Origin of the sequence: Xanthomonas sp. NCPPB 2632 (assembly GCF_041228075.2) — a bacterium.
Lineage (GTDB): Bacteria > Pseudomonadota > Gammaproteobacteria > Xanthomonadales > Rhodanobacteraceae > Luteibacter.
On sequence record NZ_CM192979.1, the window covers coordinates 3,179,382 to 3,199,664 of the forward strand.

Sequence of the window (20,283 nt, forward strand, 5' to 3'; positions counted from 1 at the left end):
TCCCGATGCGCCGAACCCTTCTCGCCCTGACGCTCGCCACCACGTTCGGTAGCGCTGTTCCCGCCATGGCCGAAGATGCGCCACAGGATGCCACCGCCCCCGCCTCACCCAAAGAGGGCCAAGGCAAGTCGCGCAAGAACGCCGACAAGCTGGACGCCATCGTGGTGAACGCCGTGCCGCTGGGCCAGAGCGCGGACCAGATCGTCGCGCCCGTGGCGGTACTGGCCGGCTCCGCCCTCGACGACGCGAAGGCCGTGTCGCTGGGCGAAACGGTGTCGGCCATTCCGGGCGTGCAGAGTTCGGCCCTGGGCACCGCCGTGGGTCGTCCGATCATCCGCGGTCTGGACGGCCCGCGCGTCGCGGTACTGGAGAACGGCCTGTCCTCGCAGGATGTTTCGAACGTCAGCCAGGATCACGCGGTCACCCTGGAGCCGTTCCTGGCCGACCAGATCGAGGTGCTCAAGGGCCCGGCCACCCTCCTCTACGGCTCCGGCGCCATCGGCGGCGTGGTCAATGTCGTCGACGGTCGCGTGCCCGAGAAGGCACCCGACAACGGCTTCGCCGGCCGCGCAGAGCTGCGCCACGATTCCGTCTCGGACGGCAAGACCGGCCTGCTCCGCCTCGACGCGGGTAACGACACCTTCGCGATCCACGTGGACGGCATGCATCGCGACAACGAGGATTACGACATCCCCGGCGGTACGCTCGCCAACAGCGCGGTGAAGACCACCTCAGGTGCCGTCGGTGCGTCGGTACTCGGCTCGTGGGGCTATGTGGGCGTGTCGGTGTCGCGCTTCATGGACCTCTACGGCAGCCCCGCCGAACCCGGCGATGCGGCCGAGGGCGAGGACCCGGTACACATCAAGATGGCGCAGACCAACTACAGCCTGAAGGGCGGCCTGGTCCAGCCCATCGACGGCATCGCCAGGGTCGAATTCAATCTGGGGCATGGCGCCTACCAGCACGTGGAATACGAAGGCGACACGCCGGGCACCACGTTCACGACCAACAGCAACCAGGGCCGCCTGGTCGTCACGCACGAGGAATTCGCCGGCTGGAACGGCGCCTTCGGCGTGCAGACGCAACATCGCCGGTTCTCCGCGGTGGGCGAGGAAACCTTCGTGCCGCCGACGACGACCAAGGGCGCGGGCGTCTTCCTTACCGAGCAGCGCGAATTCGGTCCGGTGAAAGTGGAACTGGGTGCGCGCCACGACAAGCAGGACGTCGAGCCCGACAATGGCGCGAAGCGCAACTACAGTCCCAACAGCTTCTCGGCCGGTGCCGCCTGGCGCTTCGCGGATCAATGGCACCTGTCGCTCAACCTCGACCACGCCGAACGCGCGCCGTCGGAAGAAGAACTCTTCGCCAACGGCCCGCACGCCGCATCCAACACGTTCGAGATCGGCAGCGACCTCAACAAGGAAAAATCGAACCAGGCGGAACTGGGCCTGCATTTCCATGGTGATGCGGTCGAGGGCAAGGTGGCGGTGTATTACAACAAGTACAAGAACTTCATCTACCTGGCCGACACCGGCGAAGTGCAAGACGATCTGCCCGTGCGTATCTGGTCGCAGAACGACGCGACCTTCCGCGGCGCGGAGGCGGAAGCGACCTTCCACCTGGCCAAGGGCACGTCGGGCAACTGGGATCTTCGCGTGTTTGGCGACACGGTACGCGCCACGCTGTCCGACGGCGCCGGCAACGTGCCGCGCATTCCCGCCGGTCGCGTGGGTTCCACGTTGAGCTGGAGCGCCGACAGCCTGCGCGCCAGCCTGGGTGCGGTGCGTTACATGAAACAGGACAAGATCGCCGCGTTCGAAACGGATACGGCGGGCTACACCCTGGTCAACGCGCACTTTGCGTGGACCTTCGTCAACGACGATCGCAGCCAGTGGGAAGCCTTCGTCGACGGCAACAACCTGACCAACCAGACGGCGCGCCCCGCCACCTCGTTGTTCAAGGACGTGGCACCCATGCCCGGTCGCAACATCTCCGTGGGCGTGCGCGCGTTCTTCTGAGTTACCGACCCGGACGCCCCCCTCCCGGCCCGGTCGGAAACGGAACGGGGCATCGCAGTGATTGCGACGCCCCGTTTTTTTTGCGCCGGAGCCCGAACGCGGCGTAGGAGCGCACGATGTGCGCGATAGGGTTCCTAGCGGCAGTTCTTGCAGATGCCGTGGACTTCGAGGGTTTGCGCCTGCGGGCGAAACCCGAGTGCGCGGGCCTGCGCCTCGATCAGTTCGGCAACGCGTTCGTCGCAGACTTCCTGCGCGCAGTGGCACTTGTCGCAGATAAGGAACGGCACCTGGTGCGCTTCCGCCGGATGGTGGCAGGACACGTACGCGTTGATCGATTCCAGCTTGTGGATGAAGCTGTTTTCCAGCAGGAAATCGAGCGCGCGATAGACCGTGGGCGGCGCCGCGTTGCCGTGTTTCTCGCGCAGGCGATCCAGCAGGTCGTAGGCCTTGATCGGCTTGCCCGCGCCGGCAACCAGTTCGAGCACCTCGCGCCGAAGGGGCGTGAGGCGCAGGCCGCGCTGGATCGACGCCTGCTCGACAGCGGCGACGAAGCCGCGGGCGTCGTCGTGGTGGTCGTGCGCGTGTTTATGGGCTGCGGGCGTGGTCACATCGATATCCTCGTGTGCGTCATCCTAACACGCGGGCCGTTCAGCGCTTTTTCGACCCCGGGAGTGGCGGCGGCAAGCGTGGCGGCTTGCGAGGAAGGAACGGTACCACCCAGCCGAAGGGACCCAGTACCAGCGCGGCGACGATACCGGCGACGAGGCGACCGCGCCACCAGCCGAGCGCGGCACCGACCACGATGAAGACGACCTGCCACAGGATCAGTTCGCCCCATGGCACCAGCCGCATCAGATTGGCGAAGATCGCCAGGAACGCACCGGGGGCGTCGGGGTCGACGCCCTGCATCGCCCGGGCGAGCAGTTCATCCACGGGCGCGGGCGCACGCCTCGTCGATCCGTGACAGCGCACCGTCGCGGCCGGCCAGGTAGATGGTGTGCTCGATCGACGGCGAGACCTGGGTGCCGGTCATGGCCACGCGCAGCGGCGCGGCCACCTTGCCCATGCCCAGTTCCAGCGCGGCGGCCACGCGCTCGACGGCGCCATGCACCGCTTCGGGCGTCCACTCGGCAAGCGCGGCAAGTTCGGCCCTGGCCTGTTCGAGTGCCGCCACCGCGGTATCGGTGCGCAGGTGTTTTTCGACCGCCTTGTCATCCCACGCCACGATCGGGCCGTACCAGATCTTTGCGCGCTCGGCCATTTCCTTGAAGGTCTGCACGCGATCGCGCAACGCCACCACGACATCCGCGGGGTTCGGACCCTGCGAGGGGTCGATGCCGATCTTCGCCAGGTGCCAGGCCAACTCGGGACCGAGCGTGGCGGGGTCGTCGTGCTTGAGGTAATGCTGGTTGAGCCATGACAGCTTGGTGACATCGAAACGCGACGCGGCCTTGTTGACGTCGGCCACGTCGAACAGCGTTTTCATATCGGCGACGGAGAAGATTTCCTGGTCGCCGTGCGACCAGCCCAGCCGGACCAGGTAATTGAGCAGCGCGTGCGGCAGGAAGCCGTCGTCGCGGTACTGCATGACGCTCACCGCGCCGTGGCGCTTGGACAGCTTCTGCCCGTCCGGGCCGAGGATCATGGGCAGGTGGGCGAACTCGGGCACGGGCACGCCCAGCGCCTTGTAGATGTTGATCTGGCGCGGCGTGTTGTTGACGTGGTCGTCACCGCGGATCACCTCGGTGATGCCCATGTCGATGTCGTCGACCACCACGGCGAAGTTGTAGGTCGGGAAACCATCCGAACGGAAGATGACCAGGTCGTCCAGTTCTTCGTTGGACCACTCGATGCGACCCTTGACCTTGTCGTCGAACACCACCGACCCCGTGGACGGGTTCTTGAAGCGGATGACGCGGTTGGGATCGTCGCGCAGCGGCTCGTTGCGATCACGGTAATAGCCGTTGTAACGCGGCTTGACGCCCGCCTCCATAGCGGCGTTGCGCATGGCCTCGATCTCTTCCTTGGTCTCGTAGGCGTAATACGCCTTGCCCTCGCGCAGCAGCTGGTCGGCCACCTCGCGGTAGCGATCCATGCGCTGCGTCTGGTAGTACGGGCCTTCGTCGTGGCCGAGGCCCAGCCACTGCATGCCGTCGAGGATGGCCTGCACGGCCTCCTGGGTGGAACGCTCGCGGTCGGTGTCCTCGATGCGCAGCACGAATTCCCCGCCGCGGCGACGCGATTCCAGCCAGCAATACAACGCGGTGCGGGCACCGCCGATGTGGAGGTAGCCGGTGGGGCTGGGAGCGAATCGGGTGCGGACGGTCATCGTGGGGATCATCGGGCGGACAAGACCGCGATTTTAACCGATACGCCCGGTGGACGTCGTAACCGCGCGGTCATCTGGCCATCATGCCCGCGACATGCCGGCACGCAAGGATGGCTCAGGCTCAGGACACAAGGGGCACCGCCATGCGACTCGGCATCGTTACCGAGACCTACGCGCCGGACGTGAACGGGGTTGCCCTGACCGTCCAGTCGCTGGCCCGCGGCATGCTGCGGCGGGGCCATACGGTCGACCTCATTCGTCCGATCCACCCGGATACACCCGCCCTGGCGGATGCCGGCATGGACGTGCTGGCGGTGGAAGCCGCCGCCGTGCCCCGCTACGACAGCCTCCGCTTCGGCCTGCCCTCCCGCTTTCGCCTCGAACGTCGCTGGCGCTCGGACCGCCCGGACGCGATCTACGTGGCCACGGAAGGCCCGCTGGGCTGGAGCGCGGTCAGTGCGGCGCGCCGCCTGGGCATTCCCGTAGCCACCGGCTTCCATACCCGCTTCGATTTCTACGTGGGCCATTACGGCTTCGGCGCACTGACGCCCCTGGTACGCCAGTACCTCGCGCGCTTCCACCGCCGCGCGCACGCCACGCTGGTTCCCACCGGCCAGCTGGCCGCCGAACTGAACGACCTGGGCGTGCACGACGTGCGAGTGCTGCGCCGCGCGGTGGACACGCGGCGCTTCCACCCGGAGCGTCGCGACGAGCGCCTTCGTGACGCCTGGGGCGCCGCGCCCGATGCGCCGGTGATGCTCAGCGTCGGTCGCCTCGCCCCGGAAAAGAACCTGCAGGTGGTCGTCGATGCCTATCGTGCCCTGCAACGACGCGTGCCGACGGCCCGCTGCGTGATGGTGGGCGACGGTCCGGCACGCGCCGCGCTGGAAGCCGCTCATCCGGACATCGTCTTCCCCGGCACGCGCCGTGGCGACGAACTGGCGGCCTGCTACGCCAGTGCCGATCTTTTCGTATTCCCCAGCCTCACCGAAACCTTCGGCAACGTGGTGCTGGAAGCCATGGCCTCGGGTACCCCGGTGGTCGCCTACGCCGAAGCCGCCGCGCGGGAATTCATCCGCAACGGGCAGAACGGCATCCGCGTGGCGCCGGGCAACGAAGGCGGCCTGATCGAACGCGCCGCGGTGCTGGGTGCGGACCTGCTCGCCTGCCGCTCCATGGGCAGTGCGGCACGCGCATCGGTAGCCGGTTCGTCGCCGGAATCGGTGATTGCCGAGTTCGACCAGATCATGACATCCCTGTCCGAGGAGAACGTCCATGCATCGCGTACCGCCGTCGCCGCGTAGGGCCAACCTCGATCGCCGCATGTGCGTCGCCGCCAACCGGTGGGGCGCACGCCGGGCCATCGGGATCTTCTTCGGTGCCGTCAGCCGGCTGGGCGACGGTGTGTTCTGGTACGCCCTGATGAGCGTCATCGCCCTGGTCGGCGGCTGGCACGGCGTGGCCGTGGCGCTGCAGATGGCCGTCACCGGGCTTACCGCGCTGATGCTCTACCGCGTGCTGAAGCGCTGGACGCGTCGCCCGCGCCCGTTCCGCACCTGCCCCGGCGTGATCGCGCACATACCGCCGCTGGACGAGTTCAGTTTTCCGTCGGGCCACACGCTACAGGCGGTGTCGTTCACCGTCGTGGCGGTGGCGCACTATCCGGTGCTGGCACCGTTCCTGATCGGCTTCGCCGCGCTGGTCGGCGCATCGCGTGTCGTGTTGGGGCTGCATTACCCCAGCGACGTGCTGGCCGCCACCGTGATCGGTGGCGCCCTGGGTACGCTGTCGCTGTGGGCGGAGCGGGTGCTGGTCTGATCAGGCGGCGACGCGCGGCGCCTTGCCGAGGATGCCGAAGACCGAACCCAGCGTATCGCGCATCTCGCGACGGTCGACGACCATGTCGAGGGCGCCGTGTTCGACCAGGAAGTCCGGACGCTGGAAGCCTTCCGGCAGGGTCTCGCGCACGGTCTGCTCGATGACGCGAGGGCCGGCGAAGCCGATCAGGGCCTTGGGCTCGGCGACGTTGAGGTCGCCCAGCATGCCCAGGCTGGCCGAGACGCCGCCGGTAGTCGGGTGGGTCAGCACCGAGATGTAGGGCACGCCGGCATCGCGCATGCGCGCCAGGGCGGCCGAGGTCTTGGCCATCTGCATCAGCGAGAACAGGCCTTCCTGCATGCGCGCGCCACCCGTGGCAGCGAAGCAGACCAGCGCACTACGATCGGCCAAGGCCTTCTCGGCGGCACGGGCGAACTTCTCGCCCACCACCGAGCCCATCGAGCCACCCATGAAGGCGAACTCGAAGGCGACCGAGACCACCGGACGCTCCAGCAGGCGACCGGACATCGCGATCAGCGCGTCGCGCTCGCCGGTGGACTTCTGCGCGGCGACGACGCGGTCCTTGTACTTCTTCTGGTCCTTGAACTTCAGCGCGTCGACGGCCTCGAGCTTTGGCCACAGTTCGGTGGCGCTACCCTCGTCGAAGAATGCGTCGAGGCGCACGCGCGCCGAGATGGCGTGGTGATGCCCGCACTTGGGACACACCATCAGCGATTTCTCGAGCTCGGGTTTGTAGAGCACGGTGCCGCAGCCGGCACACTTCTCCCACACGCCTTCGGGCACCTTGCCCTTGCCGACGGCCGCGCTGGGTGCGCGGGTCTTCGGCGTCATGATTTTCTGCAGCCAGTTCATGGTGGTTCTCCGAAAGGGTGGTGCCGATCAGCGCGCGTCGAGCGCGGCGCGGATGGGCGAAAGGAAATCGTGCGCGCGGCGAGCGGCATCGTCGGCGGACTCGGCGCCGGCCAGGCGATCGACCAGCGCGCTGCCGATGACCACGGCGTCGGCGAAGGCCCCGATCGCCACGGCGCTGGCCGCGTCACGCACGCCGAAACCGACGGCCACCGGCGCCCTGGACCGCGCCCGGACCGCCGCCACGCGCTCGGCGATATCGCCGGTGTTGAGCTGGGCCGAACCGGTGATGCCGGCAACCGACACATAATACAGGAAGCCCGCGGCGGCCTCGCAGAGGGCCTCCAGGCGGGTCTTGGCCGTGGTGGGCGAGGCCAGCACGATCTGGTGCAGGCCGGCCGCGCGCAGGGGCTCCAGCACGTGGGATTCCTCCAGCGGACAGTCCACCATCAGCAGGCCGTCGACGCCCTTCTCCGCCGCATCTTCGGCGAACTCCGTGTAACCGTACATCTCCACCGGGTTGAGATAACCCATGAGGACGATGGGGGTTTCGTTGTCTGCCTCACGAAAGGCCGCGACCCAGGCCAGCACGTTGGCCAGGCCCACGCCCTGGGCGATGGCCCGCTCGCTGGCGTGCTGGATGACCGGGCCATCCGCCATCGGGTCGGAAAACGGCACACCCAGTTCGATGACGTCGGCGCCGGCGGCCACCAGCGCATGGAGCATCGGCACCACGGCGTCAGGCAGGGGATCGCCCGCGGTGACGAAGGTGATCAGGCCGGTGCGGCCGGCGGCTTTCAGGGCGGCGAAGCGCGTGTCGAGGCGGTTCATCAGAGCAGGATCCCCTCGCGCTCGGCGATGGTGTGCACATCCTTGTCGCCACGCCCCGAGAGGTTGGCCAGCACCAGGCCGTCCTTCGGCAGTTCACGCGCCAGCTTGATCGCCTGGGCGATGGCGTGGCTGGACTCCAGCGCCGCCAGGATGCCTTCGGTGCGGGCCAGCAGGTGGAAGGCCTCGAGGGCTTCGTCGTCGGTGACGCCGACGTATTCCGCCCGGCCGGCATCTTTCAGGAACGCGTGTTCCGGACCGACGCCGGGGTAGTCGAGACCGGCCGAGACGGAGTGCGTTTCCACGATCTGGCCGTTGGCGTCCGACAGCACGTAGGTACGGTTGCCGTGCAGCACGCCAGGCTTGCCGGCCGCCAGCGAGGCGGCATGGCGGCCCGTGGCGATGCCGTCGCCCGCGGCCTCGGCGCCGACGATGCGCACGTCGCGGTCGTTGAGGAAGGCGTGGAACAGCCCGATGGCGTTCGAACCACCACCGACGCAGGCGGTGATGACGTCCGGCAGGCGACCGAACTGCTCGAGGGTCTGCTCACGCGCCTCGCGACCGGCGATGGCGTTGAAGTCGCGGACCATCTGCGGGTACGGATGCGGGCCGGCGACGGTGCCGATGATGTAGAAGGTGTCGGTCACGTTGGTGACCCAGTCGCGCATGGCCTCGTTGAGGGCATCCTTGAGGGTCTTGGAGCCGGACGTGACCGGCACCACCTCGGCGCCGAGCAGGCGCATGCGATAGACGTTGATCTTCTGCCGCTCGATGTCCACCGCACCCATGTAGACGATGCACTTCAGGCCCAGGCGTGCCGCCACGGTGGCGCTGGCCACGCCGTGCTGGCCGGCACCGGTCTCGGCGATGATGCGGGTCTTGCCCATGTGCCGGGCGACCAGCGCCTGGCCCACGGTGTTGTTGATCTTGTGCGCGCCGGTGTGGTTGAGGTCCTCACGCTTGAGGATGATGCGCGCACCGCCGACGTGCCGGGTCAGGCGCTCGGCCAGGTAGACCGGGCTGGGGCGGCCGACGTAATACTTGAGGTCGCGGTCGAGCTCGGCGATGAAGTCCGGATCGACACGCAGCTTTTCGTACGCGGCGGTCAGCTCGGCCAGCGGTTCCATGAGCGTTTCGGCCACGTAGATGCCGCCGTAGTCGCCGAAACGGCCGTGCGCGTCGGGGTAGGCGTGGAAATCCGTGATCTCGGTCATTGCGTTCTCGCTATCGTCGTACGGCGGACATGAAGCGTTCCATCTTAGCCGCTTCCTTGATGCCCGGCGAAACCTCGATGCCGCTGGAGACATCCACCGCCCAGGGCCGCGCGATGCGGATCGCCTCGGCCACGTTGTCCGCGTCCAGGCCACCGGCCAGGATCAGCGGCTGCGCAAGATCCTGCGGCATGGACGACCAGTCGAACCGCTGCCCGCTGCCGCCCTGCTCGCCCAGGCCGTGCCCGTCCAGCAGCAGCCCCGCGGCGCCGGGAAACAGATGCAGCCGGGCCAGGGCCGGGGCGCCCTCGCCCATCGCGATGGCCTTGGTGTAGCGCACGCCGTGGGCGGCGCACTGCGCATCGGTTTCCGTGCCGTGGAACTGGAGCATGTCCGGGCGTACCACCCGCACCACTTCATCGATGAAGGCGGGCTCGTCATCCATCACCAGCGCCACGACGCTGACATAGGGCGGCACGGCGTCGCGCAGGCGCTTCGCCGCCACGGGGTCGACGAAGCGCTTGCTCCGGCGCGTCATCACCAGGCCGATGGCATCCACGCCGAGGCGTACCGCCAGCTGCACGTCGTCGATGCGGGTCAGGCCGCAGAACTTGATCCGGGTCATTGCGTCACTTCCTGTGGTAGCCCCCAGTGGGGTTCATAAAGCGGACCGAGGAAGGTCAGGCCTTCCGCGGGCGCGGTGGCACCGGCCACCTCGCGGTCGCGGCCGGCCAGCAGCTCGGCCATCCAGCCGACGGCTTCCTCGCCGCGGCCGATCCGCAGCAAGGACCCGACGATGTTGCGGACCATGTGATGCAGGAAGGCATTGGCCTCGATCTCCACCACCACGTGGATATCCTCGCGGAACACGCGGATGGCGCGCACGTTGCGCCGCGCATGCGCGGCCTGGCAGGAAATGGCCCGGAACGCCGTGAAGTCGTGCTCGCCCACGATCGCCTGCGCCGCCTCGTGCATGGCCTCCGCATCGATCTGCCGCCGCTCCCAGGCGACGAATCGTGCGTCCAGCGCGGGGCGCACGAAGCGCGGCAGGATGCGATAGCGATAGCGGCGCGCACGCGCCGAGAACCGCGCATGGAAGTCGTCGGCCACCGGCTGCGCCCAGGTCACCGCCACGCTGTGCGGCAGGTTGGAGCACGCACCGAGTATCCAGCCGCGCATGTCGCGCACCACCTCGGTATCGAAATGGACCACCTGGCAGCGTCCGTGCACGCCGGCATCCGTGCGGCCGGCCGCGGTGACCTCCACCGGCGCGTGGGCAACGAAGCCGAGCGCCTTCTCCAGCGCACCCTGCACGGTCTTCGCATGGCTGAGCCGCTGCCAGCCGAAGAAATCGGTGCCGTCGTATTCGACGCCAAGGGCGATGCGCATGGGAAAGGTGTCGGGGGCCGTGGAAACCGCAAAGGGTACCATTCGCGCGCCAGGCGGTGCGTTCGGGCGCGTAGGGACACCCCCACAACGACCCGTGGTTGCCACAATCACGCCTCCGGGAGGCCCCGTGCGGCCCGCATGCTCGCAGCGGACCAACTATCACGCAGGCTGACCCCATGGCATCGTTCACCTACGCAAGTCTCGTTTGCGCCCTGCTCGTCTCGACGGCCTTCGCCCATACCGCTACGCCAGCCAGCGATGCCGCCCGCAGCGAAGCGACCCGGAAGCCAGCGACGACGGCAGCGAACGCGCCCTACCGGATGTCCGCGGACCTGCGCGGGAACATCGCCGAACACCCCGCGTGGACCGCGCCGCAAAGGCCCTTCCGCATCTACGGCAACACCTGGTTCGTCGGAACCAGGGGGCTGGGCGTCTTCCTCATTGCGTCGTCTGGCGGGCACATCCTTATCGACGGTGGCGTACCCGGCGACGCCGTCCTGATTGAAGCGAACCTGCGCCAGCTCGGCATACGCCTGCACGACATCAAGTGGATACTCAATACGCATGCGCACTCCGACCATGCGGGCGACCTGGCCCGGCTGGCCGCGGACACCGGCGCGAAGGTGATCGCCAACGTGGCCGACGCGCCCCTGCTGGAACGTGGCGGCAACGACGATCCCCAGTACGGCAACGGGTTCGCTTTCCCGCCTGTGCACGTGGATCGAACGGTCGTGGATGGCGAGGTGCTGCACCTGGGCGACCTGACGATAACGGCCCACGCGACACCCGGACACACCAAGGGCAATACGACCTGGACCTGGACTTCCTGCGAGGGGAGGCGCTGTCTCGCCATGGTCGACGTGGGCAGCCTTTCCGCCCCAGGCTTCCATCTGGTAGGAAATGCCCGATATCCCGACATCGTCCGGGATTTCGAACACAGCTTTGCCGTCGTCGCCGACCTGCCCTGCGATATCCCCATCGCCCCGCATCCGGAGATGGTCGATTTCTGGGAACGCGTCGCAAAGCGCAAGCAAGACGGCACGGACGCCATGATCGACCCCGCCGGCTGCCGCGCCTATGCCACCGACGCACGGCAAAACTTCGAAGCCGAACTGGCTACCCAACAAAAGTCCATGCCGGCCGCCCAACAAAAACCCGGACTGGCCACCCAGCAAACGCCCGGACTGACTACCCAACAAACGCCCAGGTAGGAGCGGACGATGTCCGCGAACCCTCAAGGCATCCGCCACGAAAGAAGCCCTGCACAACATCAACGCAGGCGTCTCACACCGCAAAACGAAGCCAGCTCTTCAGACAACGAGCCTCACCCACGTCTCCGTTTGGTCGTCATGAAGATCAACCTGGTCCACCCAGCTTCAGGCGACGAGAGGCTCAGCGCTTACATGCACCAATGCCCGCGCATGGATCGTGGCCTTCACCAGTTCGGCAAAAATGCCGGACAGTACATTCATGCTCGGATTGCCGCGAGGCGAAAGCATCCGATGTAACGATTTGGACGGCGTTCCCGTGGCCTGGGCGAGGGTTTCGAACCCGACCAATCCATGGGTGAGGTCACGCATGAGGAGGCGTGCAGCCTCGGCTTCACCATTCACCATGAGTGCCATGGCTTCGTCAAGAAGCGCGCTTGCGAATTCAGGATCTTCTTTGATGCGATTCGCGATGGTTTCGCGATAGTCTACTGTCAGTGCCATAAAGGCTCCTCGATCAGGATGTTCATACCGTCATTTGGACGGCTATTTTTTCTTGCCGGCTTTGCTGGTTTTATTTCCTACGTGTTTGCTGGCAATTTTTTCTGCTGATCTGACCCACTTCGTAGCTGCTTTTTTGCGCGCTTTATATTCCGCGGCCAGCGCAGCCGCCGCAGTGACTGCAGCAGACTGATCGCCTTTGTCGCTGCCACCGAGCATAACTACGAGCCGGTCACCGTCCTGGTATACATAAAGGCGAATTCCAGGACCCCAATCGATTTTCCACTCAGCCAACGCATTGCCAATACCTTTGAGATTCGAGGTATTGCCCGCCGCCATACGGGCAACGGCCGTGGCCGCTTTGGCGGCGGCAGGCGCGGTGAGGCTGTTGAACCATTCACGGTAATAGTTGCGCCCGTCGTCTGCGACGTATTCCTGAATTGTGACCATCCACCAATCCTTTGTTCAGGAGGATATGGTGCCATATATGTTACCATAAGGCAAACGCAACGCATGTGTAGGAGCGGACGATGTCCGCGAACCCTCAAGGCATCCGCCACGAAGGAAGCCCTGCACAACATCGACTCAGGCGTCTCCACCCGAAAAACGAATACATCGTGCGAGGCGGCGAGGATGGTACCTTCCGCCGGCATGCCAGCGACGGCGTCGCATGCACCGGCAAGCGCATCTCCACCACGTCCCCATCGCAACAACGCACAAGGCAACCCATGGCGCTCATAGGAAAGCTATTCGACGGACCGCTCGACCTGATCGGCGATGTACACGGCGAAATCGAGGCCCTGCATCAGCTTCTTTCCCGCATGGGCTACGACGCACAGGGCCGCCACCCCGAGGGGCGACGCCTCGTCTTCGTCGGTGACCTGTGCGACCGCGGCCCGGACAGCCCCGCCGTGCTCGACCTGGTTGGCGCGCTGGTCGCCGCGGGACGTGCGCAATGCGTACTCGGCAATCACGAGCTGAATATCCTGCGGGGCTCACGCAAGGAAGGAAACGGCTGGTTCTTCGAGGACAACCACGACCGCGACGAAGGCAAGTTCCTCACCTCGACCGATGCGGATGCAGGTAGGCGGAGCGACTACCTGTCCTTTTTCGGCGACCTGCCCATCGCCCTCGAAAGCCCGGAACTACGTGTCGTGCATGCCTGCTGGAACGAAACGTCCGTGCAGGAGATCAAGACAGCGACCGTCGACACCGTGGCCGACCTGTTCACGGTGGCGGACGACGCCGCGGAAGCGCGGCTGGTGAGCAGTGGCCTGCTCGTCGCGGCCGACAACGACGCGAAGCACATCGGCGACTCGCTTCGCGACCCGGATGCCGCCATGAGCATGCTCCACGGCATGGCGCAGGTCGACGAGATCCGCCAGATGGGCAACCCCGTTCGCGTGCTGACCTCCGGCGTGGAGCGGATCGGCGAGGCGCCTTTCTTCAGCAGCGGAAAATGGCGGATGGTCGAGCGGGCCGCCTGGTGGAACGATTATCGCGGCACCGTGCCCGTCGTCATCGGCCACTACTGGCGCTGGCCGGTGTCGGTGGACAGGCGCGCCTTCGGCAAGGGCGGCAAGGACCTGTTCGAAGGGGTTCCCTTCGACGAGGCGCTGGGGCCCGACCGCAACGTCTACTGCATCGACTATTCGGTAGGCCGACGATTCCAGGAGCGCCTGGCGGGGCAAGCCTTCCTGACCCGGCTGGGCGCCCTTCGCTGGCCGGAACGCGAACTCGTGTTCGACCGGACATAAGTGCCCTGACACGAAACGACGAAGGCCCCGGTGCACGCACCGGGGCCTTCGCAGGGGCGAACCACCGGATCAGACGATGTCGTCGAGGATCCGCTTGGCTGTGTCCTTCTGCATCTGCGTACCTTCGGCGATCACCTCGTCGAGCATCATGCGGGCGCCTTCGGCGTCGCCCATGTCGAGGTAGGCGCGGGCCAGGTCGAGCTTGGTGTCGACCGGGTCGTCGCTGAAGTTGTCGCGCACGTGATCCGTGAGTGGCTCCTCGTCGGGGAACGTCGGGAAGGCCGGCGGCTCGTCGAAGCGGGGCTCGTCGAAGCGGGGCTCTTCCGCGTGATGTACGTGCACATCGGCCATCGTATCGGAACGATGCGACTCGTCGAGCGGTACGGGTGCTTCGACCACTCCGTCGCGATCCTCGTCGAACGACCAGCTCGGCGCGGGTTCTTCATGCGCGCGGGTCTGCTCGCCCAGGATATCGCCGAAGGTGGAGGCCGGCGGCACGTGCCGCTCGTCGGCCGCATCGGTGTCGTGGTGTGCCGCGTCGTGCAGCGGCGCCTCGTTGTACGGCGATTCGGGCGCGTCCACGTCGAAGACATCGGGCGCGTTGGCGCGATGCTCGGCCTCGGCGCGCTGGACCGGCGTCAGGTCGAAGTTGAAGTGGTACTCGCTGTGCTTCTGCGGCTCGGGACGCAGCGGCAACTCGTCGTCTTCGGGGCTGGTCACGTAGTGGCCCAGGTCGAATTCCTCGAGCGCGGCGACCTCGTCGGCGGTGTGGGGCGAACCGGCGGTATAGGTGTCGTACGGCTCGTCGATCTCGTCCACCGGGACGCCACCGAACAGCGGATGGGTGGGCGCAAGATCCTCACCCATGGTCACCACCTCGCGCCACTCCGGCTGATCCGGGTCGGCGACGTGGGCGAACATGGCTTCGGCGGCGGCCTCGAAATGGTCGACGTCACGGCGGCGGTAATACAGGCTGACCAGTTCCAGGTGCAGGCCGATGTCGTCCGGATGCTCGGCCAGGACGTCGAGGATCTCGCGCTGGTCGGGGTCGATCGCATCGTTGTGGCCGTACTCGCCGAAGGTCGGTTCCTGCTGGCCGAACCGGTCGGCCAGCGAGGCCGGTGTCGCCTCTTCCGGCTTCGGCTTGCGACGGCCGAACACGGCTGCCACCAGAAGCAGCAGGATGACGACGGCGCCGCCACCCCACGCCCAGGGCTGCATGTACCAGGGATTGTCGTCGACCGGCACGGGCGTCACGCCGGTGGGTTTCCGGACCGGCGTCGCGGCCGGCGCCGTGTTCACGGCATCCTTCAGCGGCGCGGTGGCCACCGTGGCGGCCGGCGCCGCCGATGCGGGCCGGGCCGGGGCGGACGATGCGGGCGTCGCCGGCGAGGTCGCTACGGCCGGTGCCGTCGCGGCGGGCGAGGTAGCGGCGGGTGCCGCGACCGGCGGCTGCGCGGACGCAGGCGTCGGCTTCGCGGCGGCGGTAGCTGCCGGTGCCGCCTGATCGCCCCCCTTGCGCGCGTCGGCCAGCTTGCGCTGGAGCTCGGCGATCTCGGCGTCCTTCAGGCTGAGCAGCCGCTGGTTCTTGGTATTGATCGCCTCGAGGTCGCTGACGCGGGAGGTGAGCTCGGCGCCCTGTTGCTTGAGCGAGGCGACGTTTTCCTGCTGGGTGGTCAGCGCCTGCTTCAGGCCGGCCACCTGCGCGTCGCCCTTGCCGTCACGGGTGCCGGCGCGCGTGGATGCCGCTTCACCGCCATCTTTCGACGGGACGATGGCAAGGCGGTCGTTGGCGGGAGTCGTGGCCTTGCCGGTGTCCTGCGTGGCACCGGTGGCCGCGCCGTCGGCGACGACGGACGGCTTACGGGCCGAGCCGGCGCGCCATGCCTCGTTCTGGCGACGCACCTCGGCCAGCGCGGACGCCGCGGACTGGGCCTGGACATCTTCCGGCGACGGCACGCGCAACACCGCGCCGGTTTTCAGCGCATTGATGTTGTCGCGATAGAACGCATCGGGATTGGCCTTGTGCAGGGCCAGCAGCATCTGGTTCATGTCGCCGCCGCCAGCATGGTCCCGCGCGATGGCGGACAGGCTCTGGCCCCGCTGGACGGGACCGTAGAAGCCGCTGGCGGCGGGCGCCGCACGCGAGGCCGGGCGCGTCGGCGCCCTTTCCGGCGCGGCGGCCGGTGGAGTGGCCTCGCTGCGCGACGGGCGTGGCTGGGCGGCTTCGGCCGTGCGCGAGGGCACCTCGGAGGTACGCGACGGACGCGCGGTGGGTGTCGGCGCACCGACGGACGGCGCGGAGATCGGGGTGCCCGGCGGGTCCAGCAGCATGGTGACCTCACGGACCACCTTGTTGCCGCCCGTGGACACCTCGACGAGGAAATCGAGATAGGTGTCGCGCACGGGCGCGCCACTGGTCACGCGGATGACGGGTTGGCCACCGGCGTTGCGGGCCACGGTGAAGCTGAGCGCGACAGGCAGGCCCTCGCGGCTGAGGCCGGCGCGGGAGAAAGCCTCGTCGGAGGCCAGGGCGACATGAACGCTGTCGAGGCTACCCGACACGCCGCTCAGCGGGATTTCCGCGACCAGCGGCTGTTCCATGGTGGAGCGCATCTGGACCGGGCCCAGGTTCTGCGCCCATGCCTGGCCGCCTCCCGTGAGTAGCGCCAGCATGATCGACAGCTTCAACGTACGGTTCATTACGACTTCCCCCGAACTAAAATCATGCTGACGGCGCGCCTCTTTCGGGCGGTCGGCCGCGAAGGCGCCACTGTAGTGCACCCCAGCAACAACTAACAATAGCGTACACGGGCAGTTACGCGACAACCCTGCTGTCGTTCGCGAACCCTGTACACGCCCCCTTTGTTCGTCAAACCGTGCCGACCGAGGCCGTCACGGGTGTTGTCCGGCGAGTTGCTTCTGCAGCTCGGCGATTTTGCGATCGCGCTCGGCCAGGGCTTTCGCCGCCGCATCGGAATGCGACTCCAGCGTATCGATCCGGGCCTTGAGTTGCCTGACCCGGACGTTCTCGGCATCCGCCTGCCGCTGCGCGGCCTCCAGCCGCGCGCGTGCGGCGGCGGGGCTTTCGGTCGGCGTCGCCTGCGTCACCTGCGATGCCGCCACCGCCCAGGGCGAAAGCGACACGAGCAGGCAGGCGGCGACGACGCGTCGATGCATTACAGGTAATCCTCGATCAGGATCTCCGCGATCTGCACGGCATTCAGCGCAGCGCCCTTGCGGATGTTGTCGGCCACGACCCAGAGGTCCAGGCCGCGCTCGTGGGAGATGTCCTCACGGATGCGCCCGACGAACACCGGGTCCTTGCCGGCCGCGTCGCCGACCGGGGTCGGATAGCCACCGGCCCTGCGCTCGTCCTGCACGACGACGCCCGGGGCCGCCTCGAGCAGTTCGCGGGCGCGCTCGGCCGTGATCTTGTCGCGGGTCTCGATATGCACGGCCTCGGAATGGCCGTAGAACACCGGAACGCGCACGGCGGTCGGATTCACCTGGATCGAAGGATCCTCGAGGATCTTCCGGGTCTCCCAGACCATCTTCATTTCTTCCTTGGTATAGCCGTTGGGCTGGAAGTCGTCGATGTGGGGAATGACGTTGAAGGCGATCTGCCTGGGGAACTTGCCCGCTTCCACTTCCTGGAAATTGAGCATCTGGGCGGTCTGCTTGCCCAGTTCCTCCAGGCCGCTGCGGCCTGCGCCGGACACTGACTGGTAGGTCGCCACATTGATACGCTCGATGCCTACCTCACGATGGATCGGCGCCAGCGCCACCAGCATGCCCATCGTCGAGCAGTTGGGGTTGGCGATGATGCCGCGCGCCGTGTAGTCGGCGATGGCGTGCGGGTTCACTTCCGAGACCACCAGCGGGATGTCGTCCTGGTAACGGAACTCGGAGGTGTTGTCGATCACCACGGCACCGGCCGCCGCCGCGCGCGGGGCATGCTCGCGGCTGACCGAGCCGCCGGCCGAGAAGAACGCGATGTCCACCCCGTCGAAATCGTAGGTGGCCAGGTCCTGCACCACGTGCGGTTTTCCCGCGAAATCGACCGTACCGCCTGCCGAGCGCTCGCTCGCCAGGGGCACCAGTTCGCTGATCGGGAAATCCCGTTCGGCGAGGATCGAAAGGAGGGTTTCGCCGACCGCGCCGGTCGCGCCCACCATGGCCACCTTGTAACTCGTCTTCTTGCTCATCGGTCGCTTTCGTCAGGGCGTGGGGAACCGGGAAGGCCGGCGTCGGCCAGCACCCCCGGATTGAGAATCGAGGGGGGCCGGCCGGCGTGGGGACCGTGTCCGAACGCCGCCAGCACATTGTCCACAGCCAGCGCCGCCATATCGCGACGTGTGTCGCGGCTTGCACTGGCGATGTGCGGGCTGAGGACGATATTTTGCAGCCGAAGCAAGTCGGGATGGACCTGGGGCTCGCCTTCGAAGACGTCCAGGGCGGCCGCGCCGATGTCACCCTCAGCCAGCGCCCGGGCCAGGGCCACGTCGTCCACGATGCCGCCACGCGCGATGTTGACCAGCGTGGCCGTGGGCTTCATGGACTTCAGCTCGGACTCGCCGATGGCGTGCCGGTTGGCCGGCGTGAACGGCAGCACCAGGATCAGGTGGTCGGCCTGGGCCAGCAGCGCGGCCTTGTCGACGTAGGTAGCGGCGCATTCGCGCTCGATCGAGGCGTCCAGGCGCGAGCGGTTGTGGTAAATCACCCGGGCACGGAAACCGGCGGCGCGGCGCGCGATGGCCTGGCCGATCCGGCCCATGCCGAGGATGCCGATGGTGGATCCATGAACGTCCGCCCCCAGCCAGCCCTCGAAACGCGGCCCCTTCCACTGGCCATCGCGCAGCCAGCGTTCGGCCTCGCCGACGCGGCGCGCGGCGGCAAGCATCATGGCCCAGGCATAGTCGGCCACGGTCTCATTGAGCACGTCGGGGGTATTGGAGGCCCCCACGCCAGCCGCGGTCAGGGCATCCAGGTCGAGGTTGTTGTAGCCCACGCCCAGGTTGGCGACGAAGCGGAGCCGGGGTGCACCTTCCAGCACGCCGGCGTCGATCCGCTCGGCCAGCCCGGTGATCGCGGCGTCGACATCGGCAAGGCGCTCGGCCAGTTCGGCCGGCGAGAACCCGCGTTCCTCGGTCTCCGCGCGCACCTCGAAGTGCTCGCGGAGCCGGTCGACGATGTCGGGAAAGAACGGGCGGGCCACCCATACCGTGGGCCGCGTCATGCGCCGTTCCCCACGCTGCCGGGAATGCGCGGCGGAACCTCGCCCACGTCACCGCACTGTGCGCGGTGACGCAAGGCCTGGTCCATCAGCACCAGGGCCATCATGGCCTCCGCGATCGGCACCGCGCGGATACCCACGCAGGGGTCGTGCCGACCCTTGGTCACCACCTCCGCCGGCTGCCCTGCCCGATCGACGCTGCGGCCGGGCACGAGGATGCTGGACGTGGGCTTGAACGCCATGGACACCACGACCGGCTGTCCGGAGGCGATACCGCCGAGGATGCCGCCCGCATGATTGGAGAGGAAACCGTCGGTGGACAGCTCGTCGCGGTGCTGCGTGCCGCGCTGGGCGACCGCGTCGAAACCGTCGCCGATCTCCACGCCCTTCACCGCGTTGATCGACATCATGGCCGCGGCCAGTTCACCGTCCAGCTTGCCGTAGATGGGTTCGCCCCACCCGGCCGGCACGCCGTCGGCCACCACCGTGACCTTCGCCCCCACCGAATCGCCCGACTTGCGCAGCGCATCCATGTAGGACTCGAGCTCGGGCAGCTGTGACGCATCGGGCCAGAAGAACGGATTGCCCTCGATGGCCGCCGTGTCGAAGCCGCCCGGCACCAGTGGGCCGATCTGCGCGACGTGACCACGTACGGTTACCCCGTAGCGTTGGGCGAGCCACTTCTTGGCGATGACACCGGCGGCCACGCGCATGGTGGTTTCGCGTGCGGAGGAACGTCCGCCGCCGCGCGGGTCGCGCACACCGTACTTCTGCCAGTAGGTGTAGTCGGCGTGGCCGGGGCGGAACGTTTCCAGGATGTTGCCGTAATCCCTGGAGCGGGCATCCACGTTGCGGATCAGCAGCGCGATGGGCGTGCCGGTGGTAACGCCCTCGTAGACGCCCGAGAGGATCTCGATCTCGTCCGTCTCGCGCCGCTGCGAGGTATGCCGCGAGCGACCGGTGGCACGCCGTTCGAGGTCGGCGCGGAATTCCGCCGCCTCCAGGGGCAGACCGGGAGGGCACCCGTCGACCACGCACCCGATCGCCGGGCCGTGGCTTTCGCCGAAGGTGGTGACGCTGAGGAGCTTGCCGAACGTATTGGAGGACACGGTGTTTCC

The 20,283-nt window shown here is 67.4% G+C and carries 20 protein-coding genes; 5 read left to right on the forward strand and 15 right to left on the reverse strand.

The window, feature by feature from the left end:
• The first annotated feature begins 5 nt into the window (after positions 1-5).
• Positions 6-2,018: a TonB-dependent receptor gene (locus AB8808_RS13530; RefSeq protein ID WP_369930171.1), complete on the forward strand. Its 2,013-nt coding sequence runs from the start codon at positions 6-8 to the stop codon at positions 2,016-2,018.
• A 134-nt stretch (positions 2,019-2,152) separates the two neighbouring features.
• Here AB8808_RS13530 and AB8808_RS13535 read toward each other — a convergent pair whose 3' ends face one another.
• The 3 genes from AB8808_RS13535 to gltX are packed head-to-tail and all read right to left on the reverse strand — an operon-like array spanning position 2,153 to position 4,347.
• On the reverse strand, positions 2,153-2,632 hold the full coding sequence (locus AB8808_RS13535; protein WP_369931258.1) for a transcriptional repressor: 480 nt from the start codon (positions 2,630-2,632) through the stop codon (positions 2,153-2,155).
• Positions 2,633-2,666: 34 nt separating this feature from the next.
• Entirely contained in the window at positions 2,667-2,951 is a 285-nt protein-coding gene (locus AB8808_RS13540; RefSeq protein ID WP_036140764.1) for a hypothetical protein, read from the reverse strand.
• Positions 2,944-4,347 (reverse strand): glutamate--tRNA ligase, encoded by a 1,404-nt coding sequence (gene gltX, locus AB8808_RS13545; protein ID WP_369930173.1) that lies wholly within the window; start codon positions 4,345-4,347, stop codon positions 2,944-2,946. The genes AB8808_RS13540 and gltX overlap by 8 nt, the downstream gene beginning before the upstream one ends.
• A gap of 143 nt (positions 4,348-4,490) precedes the next feature.
• On the opposite strand from gltX, the gene AB8808_RS13550 reads away from it, so the two are divergent.
• Both AB8808_RS13550 and AB8808_RS13555 read left to right on the forward strand, forming a co-directional pair.
• The gene (locus AB8808_RS13550; RefSeq protein ID WP_369930175.1) at positions 4,491-5,651 is read left to right on the forward strand and encodes a glycosyltransferase family 4 protein; all 1,161 of its coding nucleotides are present in this window, start codon (positions 4,491-4,493) and stop codon (positions 5,649-5,651) included.
• Positions 5,623-6,165, forward strand: coding sequence for a phosphatase PAP2 family protein (locus tag AB8808_RS13555; RefSeq protein ID WP_285401264.1), 543 nt, complete (start codon positions 5,623-5,625; stop codon positions 6,163-6,165). The genes AB8808_RS13550 and AB8808_RS13555 overlap by 29 nt, the downstream gene beginning before the upstream one ends.
• Here AB8808_RS13555 and accD read toward each other — a convergent pair whose 3' ends face one another.
• Genes accD through truA form a run of 5 tightly spaced genes read right to left on the reverse strand, consistent with a single transcriptional unit; the run spans position 6,166 to position 10,463 of the window.
• Positions 6,166-7,038, reverse strand: coding sequence for an acetyl-CoA carboxylase, carboxyltransferase subunit beta (accD, locus tag AB8808_RS13560; RefSeq protein WP_369930178.1), 873 nt, complete (start codon positions 7,036-7,038; stop codon positions 6,166-6,168). It abuts the gene before it with no gap.
• 27 nt (positions 7,039-7,065) lie between these two features.
• On the reverse strand, positions 7,066-7,866 hold the full coding sequence (gene trpA, locus AB8808_RS13565; protein WP_369930180.1) for a tryptophan synthase subunit alpha: 801 nt from the start codon (positions 7,864-7,866) through the stop codon (positions 7,066-7,068).
• Positions 7,866-9,077 carry a tryptophan synthase subunit beta gene (trpB, locus tag AB8808_RS13570; RefSeq protein ID WP_369930182.1) on the reverse strand — a complete coding sequence of 404 codons (1,212 nt, stop codon included), beginning with the start codon at positions 9,075-9,077 and terminating at the stop codon, positions 7,866-7,868. The genes trpA and trpB overlap by 1 nt, the downstream gene beginning before the upstream one ends.
• 10 nt (positions 9,078-9,087) lie before the next feature.
• Entirely contained in the window at positions 9,088-9,699 is a 612-nt protein-coding gene (locus tag AB8808_RS13575) for a phosphoribosylanthranilate isomerase (protein WP_369930184.1), read from the reverse strand.
• A complete protein-coding gene (truA, locus tag AB8808_RS13580) occupies positions 9,696-10,463 on the reverse strand; it encodes a tRNA pseudouridine(38-40) synthase TruA (RefSeq protein ID WP_369930185.1) in 768 nt (255 codons plus the stop codon). The genes AB8808_RS13575 and truA overlap by 4 nt, the downstream gene beginning before the upstream one ends.
• Before the next feature lie 176 nt (positions 10,464-10,639).
• Between truA and bla the strand changes: the two genes are divergently transcribed.
• Entirely contained in the window at positions 10,640-11,674 is a 1,035-nt protein-coding gene (gene bla, locus AB8808_RS13585; RefSeq protein ID WP_369930187.1) for a subclass B3 metallo-beta-lactamase, read from the forward strand.
• A gap of 165 nt (positions 11,675-11,839) precedes the next feature.
• Here the strand turns inward: bla and AB8808_RS13590 are convergent, their stop codons facing one another.
• Positions 11,840-12,175, reverse strand: a complete 336-nt coding sequence (locus tag AB8808_RS13590; protein WP_036140757.1) for a helix-turn-helix domain-containing transcriptional regulator — start codon at positions 12,173-12,175, stop codon at positions 11,840-11,842.
• Positions 12,176-12,217: 42 nt separating this feature from the next.
• The gene (locus AB8808_RS13595; protein ID WP_369930189.1) at positions 12,218-12,622 is read right to left on the reverse strand and encodes a type II toxin-antitoxin system RelE/ParE family toxin; all 405 of its coding nucleotides are present in this window, start codon (positions 12,620-12,622) and stop codon (positions 12,218-12,220) included.
• A 278-nt stretch (positions 12,623-12,900) separates the two neighbouring features.
• On the opposite strand from AB8808_RS13595, the gene AB8808_RS13600 reads away from it, so the two are divergent.
• A complete protein-coding gene (locus AB8808_RS13600) occupies positions 12,901-13,929 on the forward strand; it encodes a metallophosphoesterase (RefSeq protein ID WP_369930191.1) in 1,029 nt (342 codons plus the stop codon).
• 69 nt (positions 13,930-13,998) lie between these two features.
• Here AB8808_RS13600 and AB8808_RS13605 read toward each other — a convergent pair whose 3' ends face one another.
• The 5 genes from AB8808_RS13605 to aroC form a co-directional block, all read right to left on the reverse strand.
• Complete coding sequence (locus AB8808_RS13605; protein ID WP_369930193.1) at positions 13,999-16,632, reverse strand: motility hub landmark protein FimV; 2,634 nt, start codon at positions 16,630-16,632, stop codon at positions 13,999-14,001.
• Positions 16,633-16,824: 192 nt separating this feature from the next.
• Positions 16,825-17,109 (reverse strand): hypothetical protein, encoded by a 285-nt coding sequence (locus AB8808_RS13610; RefSeq protein WP_369930195.1) that lies wholly within the window; start codon positions 17,107-17,109, stop codon positions 16,825-16,827.
• Positions 17,109-18,137, reverse strand: coding sequence for an aspartate-semialdehyde dehydrogenase (locus tag AB8808_RS13615; protein WP_369930197.1), 1,029 nt, complete (start codon positions 18,135-18,137; stop codon positions 17,109-17,111). The genes AB8808_RS13610 and AB8808_RS13615 overlap by 1 nt, the downstream gene beginning before the upstream one ends.
• Positions 18,134-19,168, reverse strand: coding sequence for a 2-hydroxyacid dehydrogenase (locus AB8808_RS13620; protein WP_369930199.1), 1,035 nt, complete (start codon positions 19,166-19,168; stop codon positions 18,134-18,136). The genes AB8808_RS13615 and AB8808_RS13620 overlap by 4 nt, the downstream gene beginning before the upstream one ends.
• A complete protein-coding gene (gene aroC, locus AB8808_RS13625; RefSeq protein WP_369930201.1) occupies positions 19,165-20,274 on the reverse strand; it encodes a chorismate synthase in 1,110 nt (369 codons plus the stop codon). The genes AB8808_RS13620 and aroC overlap by 4 nt, the downstream gene beginning before the upstream one ends.
• Between the last annotated feature and the right edge of the window lie 9 nt (positions 20,275-20,283).

What these genes read in the sequence shown, in the direction of transcription:
- AB8808_RS13530 (WP_369930171.1), top strand. Translation starts at nt 6, where the DNA reads ATGCGCCGAACCCTTCTCGCCCTGACGCTCGCCACCACGTTCGGTAGC.
- gltX (WP_369930173.1), bottom strand. Translation starts at nt 4,347, where the DNA reads ATGACCGTCCGCACCCGATTCGCTCCCAGCCCCACCGGCTACCTCCAC.
- AB8808_RS13550 (WP_369930175.1), top strand. Translation starts at nt 4,491, where the DNA reads ATGCGACTCGGCATCGTTACCGAGACCTACGCGCCGGACGTGAACGGG.
- AB8808_RS13555 (WP_285401264.1), top strand. Translation starts at nt 5,623, where the DNA reads ATGCATCGCGTACCGCCGTCGCCGCGTAGGGCCAACCTCGATCGCCGC.
- accD (WP_369930178.1), bottom strand. Translation starts at nt 7,038, where the DNA reads ATGAACTGGCTGCAGAAAATCATGACGCCGAAGACCCGCGCACCCAGC.
- trpA (WP_369930180.1), bottom strand. Translation starts at nt 7,866, where the DNA reads ATGAACCGCCTCGACACGCGCTTCGCCGCCCTGAAAGCCGCCGGCCGC.
- trpB (WP_369930182.1), bottom strand. Translation starts at nt 9,077, where the DNA reads ATGACCGAGATCACGGATTTCCACGCCTACCCCGACGCGCACGGCCGT.
- AB8808_RS13575 (WP_369930184.1), bottom strand. Translation starts at nt 9,699, where the DNA reads ATGACCCGGATCAAGTTCTGCGGCCTGACCCGCATCGACGACGTGCAG.
- truA (WP_369930185.1), bottom strand. Translation starts at nt 10,463, where the DNA reads ATGCGCATCGCCCTTGGCGTCGAATACGACGGCACCGATTTCTTCGGC.
- bla (WP_369930187.1), top strand. Translation starts at nt 10,640, where the DNA reads ATGGCATCGTTCACCTACGCAAGTCTCGTTTGCGCCCTGCTCGTCTCG.
- AB8808_RS13590 (WP_036140757.1), bottom strand. Translation starts at nt 12,175, where the DNA reads ATGGCACTGACAGTAGACTATCGCGAAACCATCGCGAATCGCATCAAA.
- AB8808_RS13595 (WP_369930189.1), bottom strand. Translation starts at nt 12,622, where the DNA reads ATGGTCACAATTCAGGAATACGTCGCAGACGACGGGCGCAACTATTAC.
- AB8808_RS13600 (WP_369930191.1), top strand. Translation starts at nt 12,901, where the DNA reads ATGGCGCTCATAGGAAAGCTATTCGACGGACCGCTCGACCTGATCGGC.
- AB8808_RS13605 (WP_369930193.1), bottom strand. Translation starts at nt 16,632, where the DNA reads ATGAACCGTACGTTGAAGCTGTCGATCATGCTGGCGCTACTCACGGGA.
- AB8808_RS13610 (WP_369930195.1), bottom strand. Translation starts at nt 17,109, where the DNA reads ATGCATCGACGCGTCGTCGCCGCCTGCCTGCTCGTGTCGCTTTCGCCC.
- AB8808_RS13615 (WP_369930197.1), bottom strand. Translation starts at nt 18,137, where the DNA reads ATGAGCAAGAAGACGAGTTACAAGGTGGCCATGGTGGGCGCGACCGGC.
- AB8808_RS13620 (WP_369930199.1), bottom strand. Translation starts at nt 19,168, where the DNA reads ATGACGCGGCCCACGGTATGGGTGGCCCGCCCGTTCTTTCCCGACATC.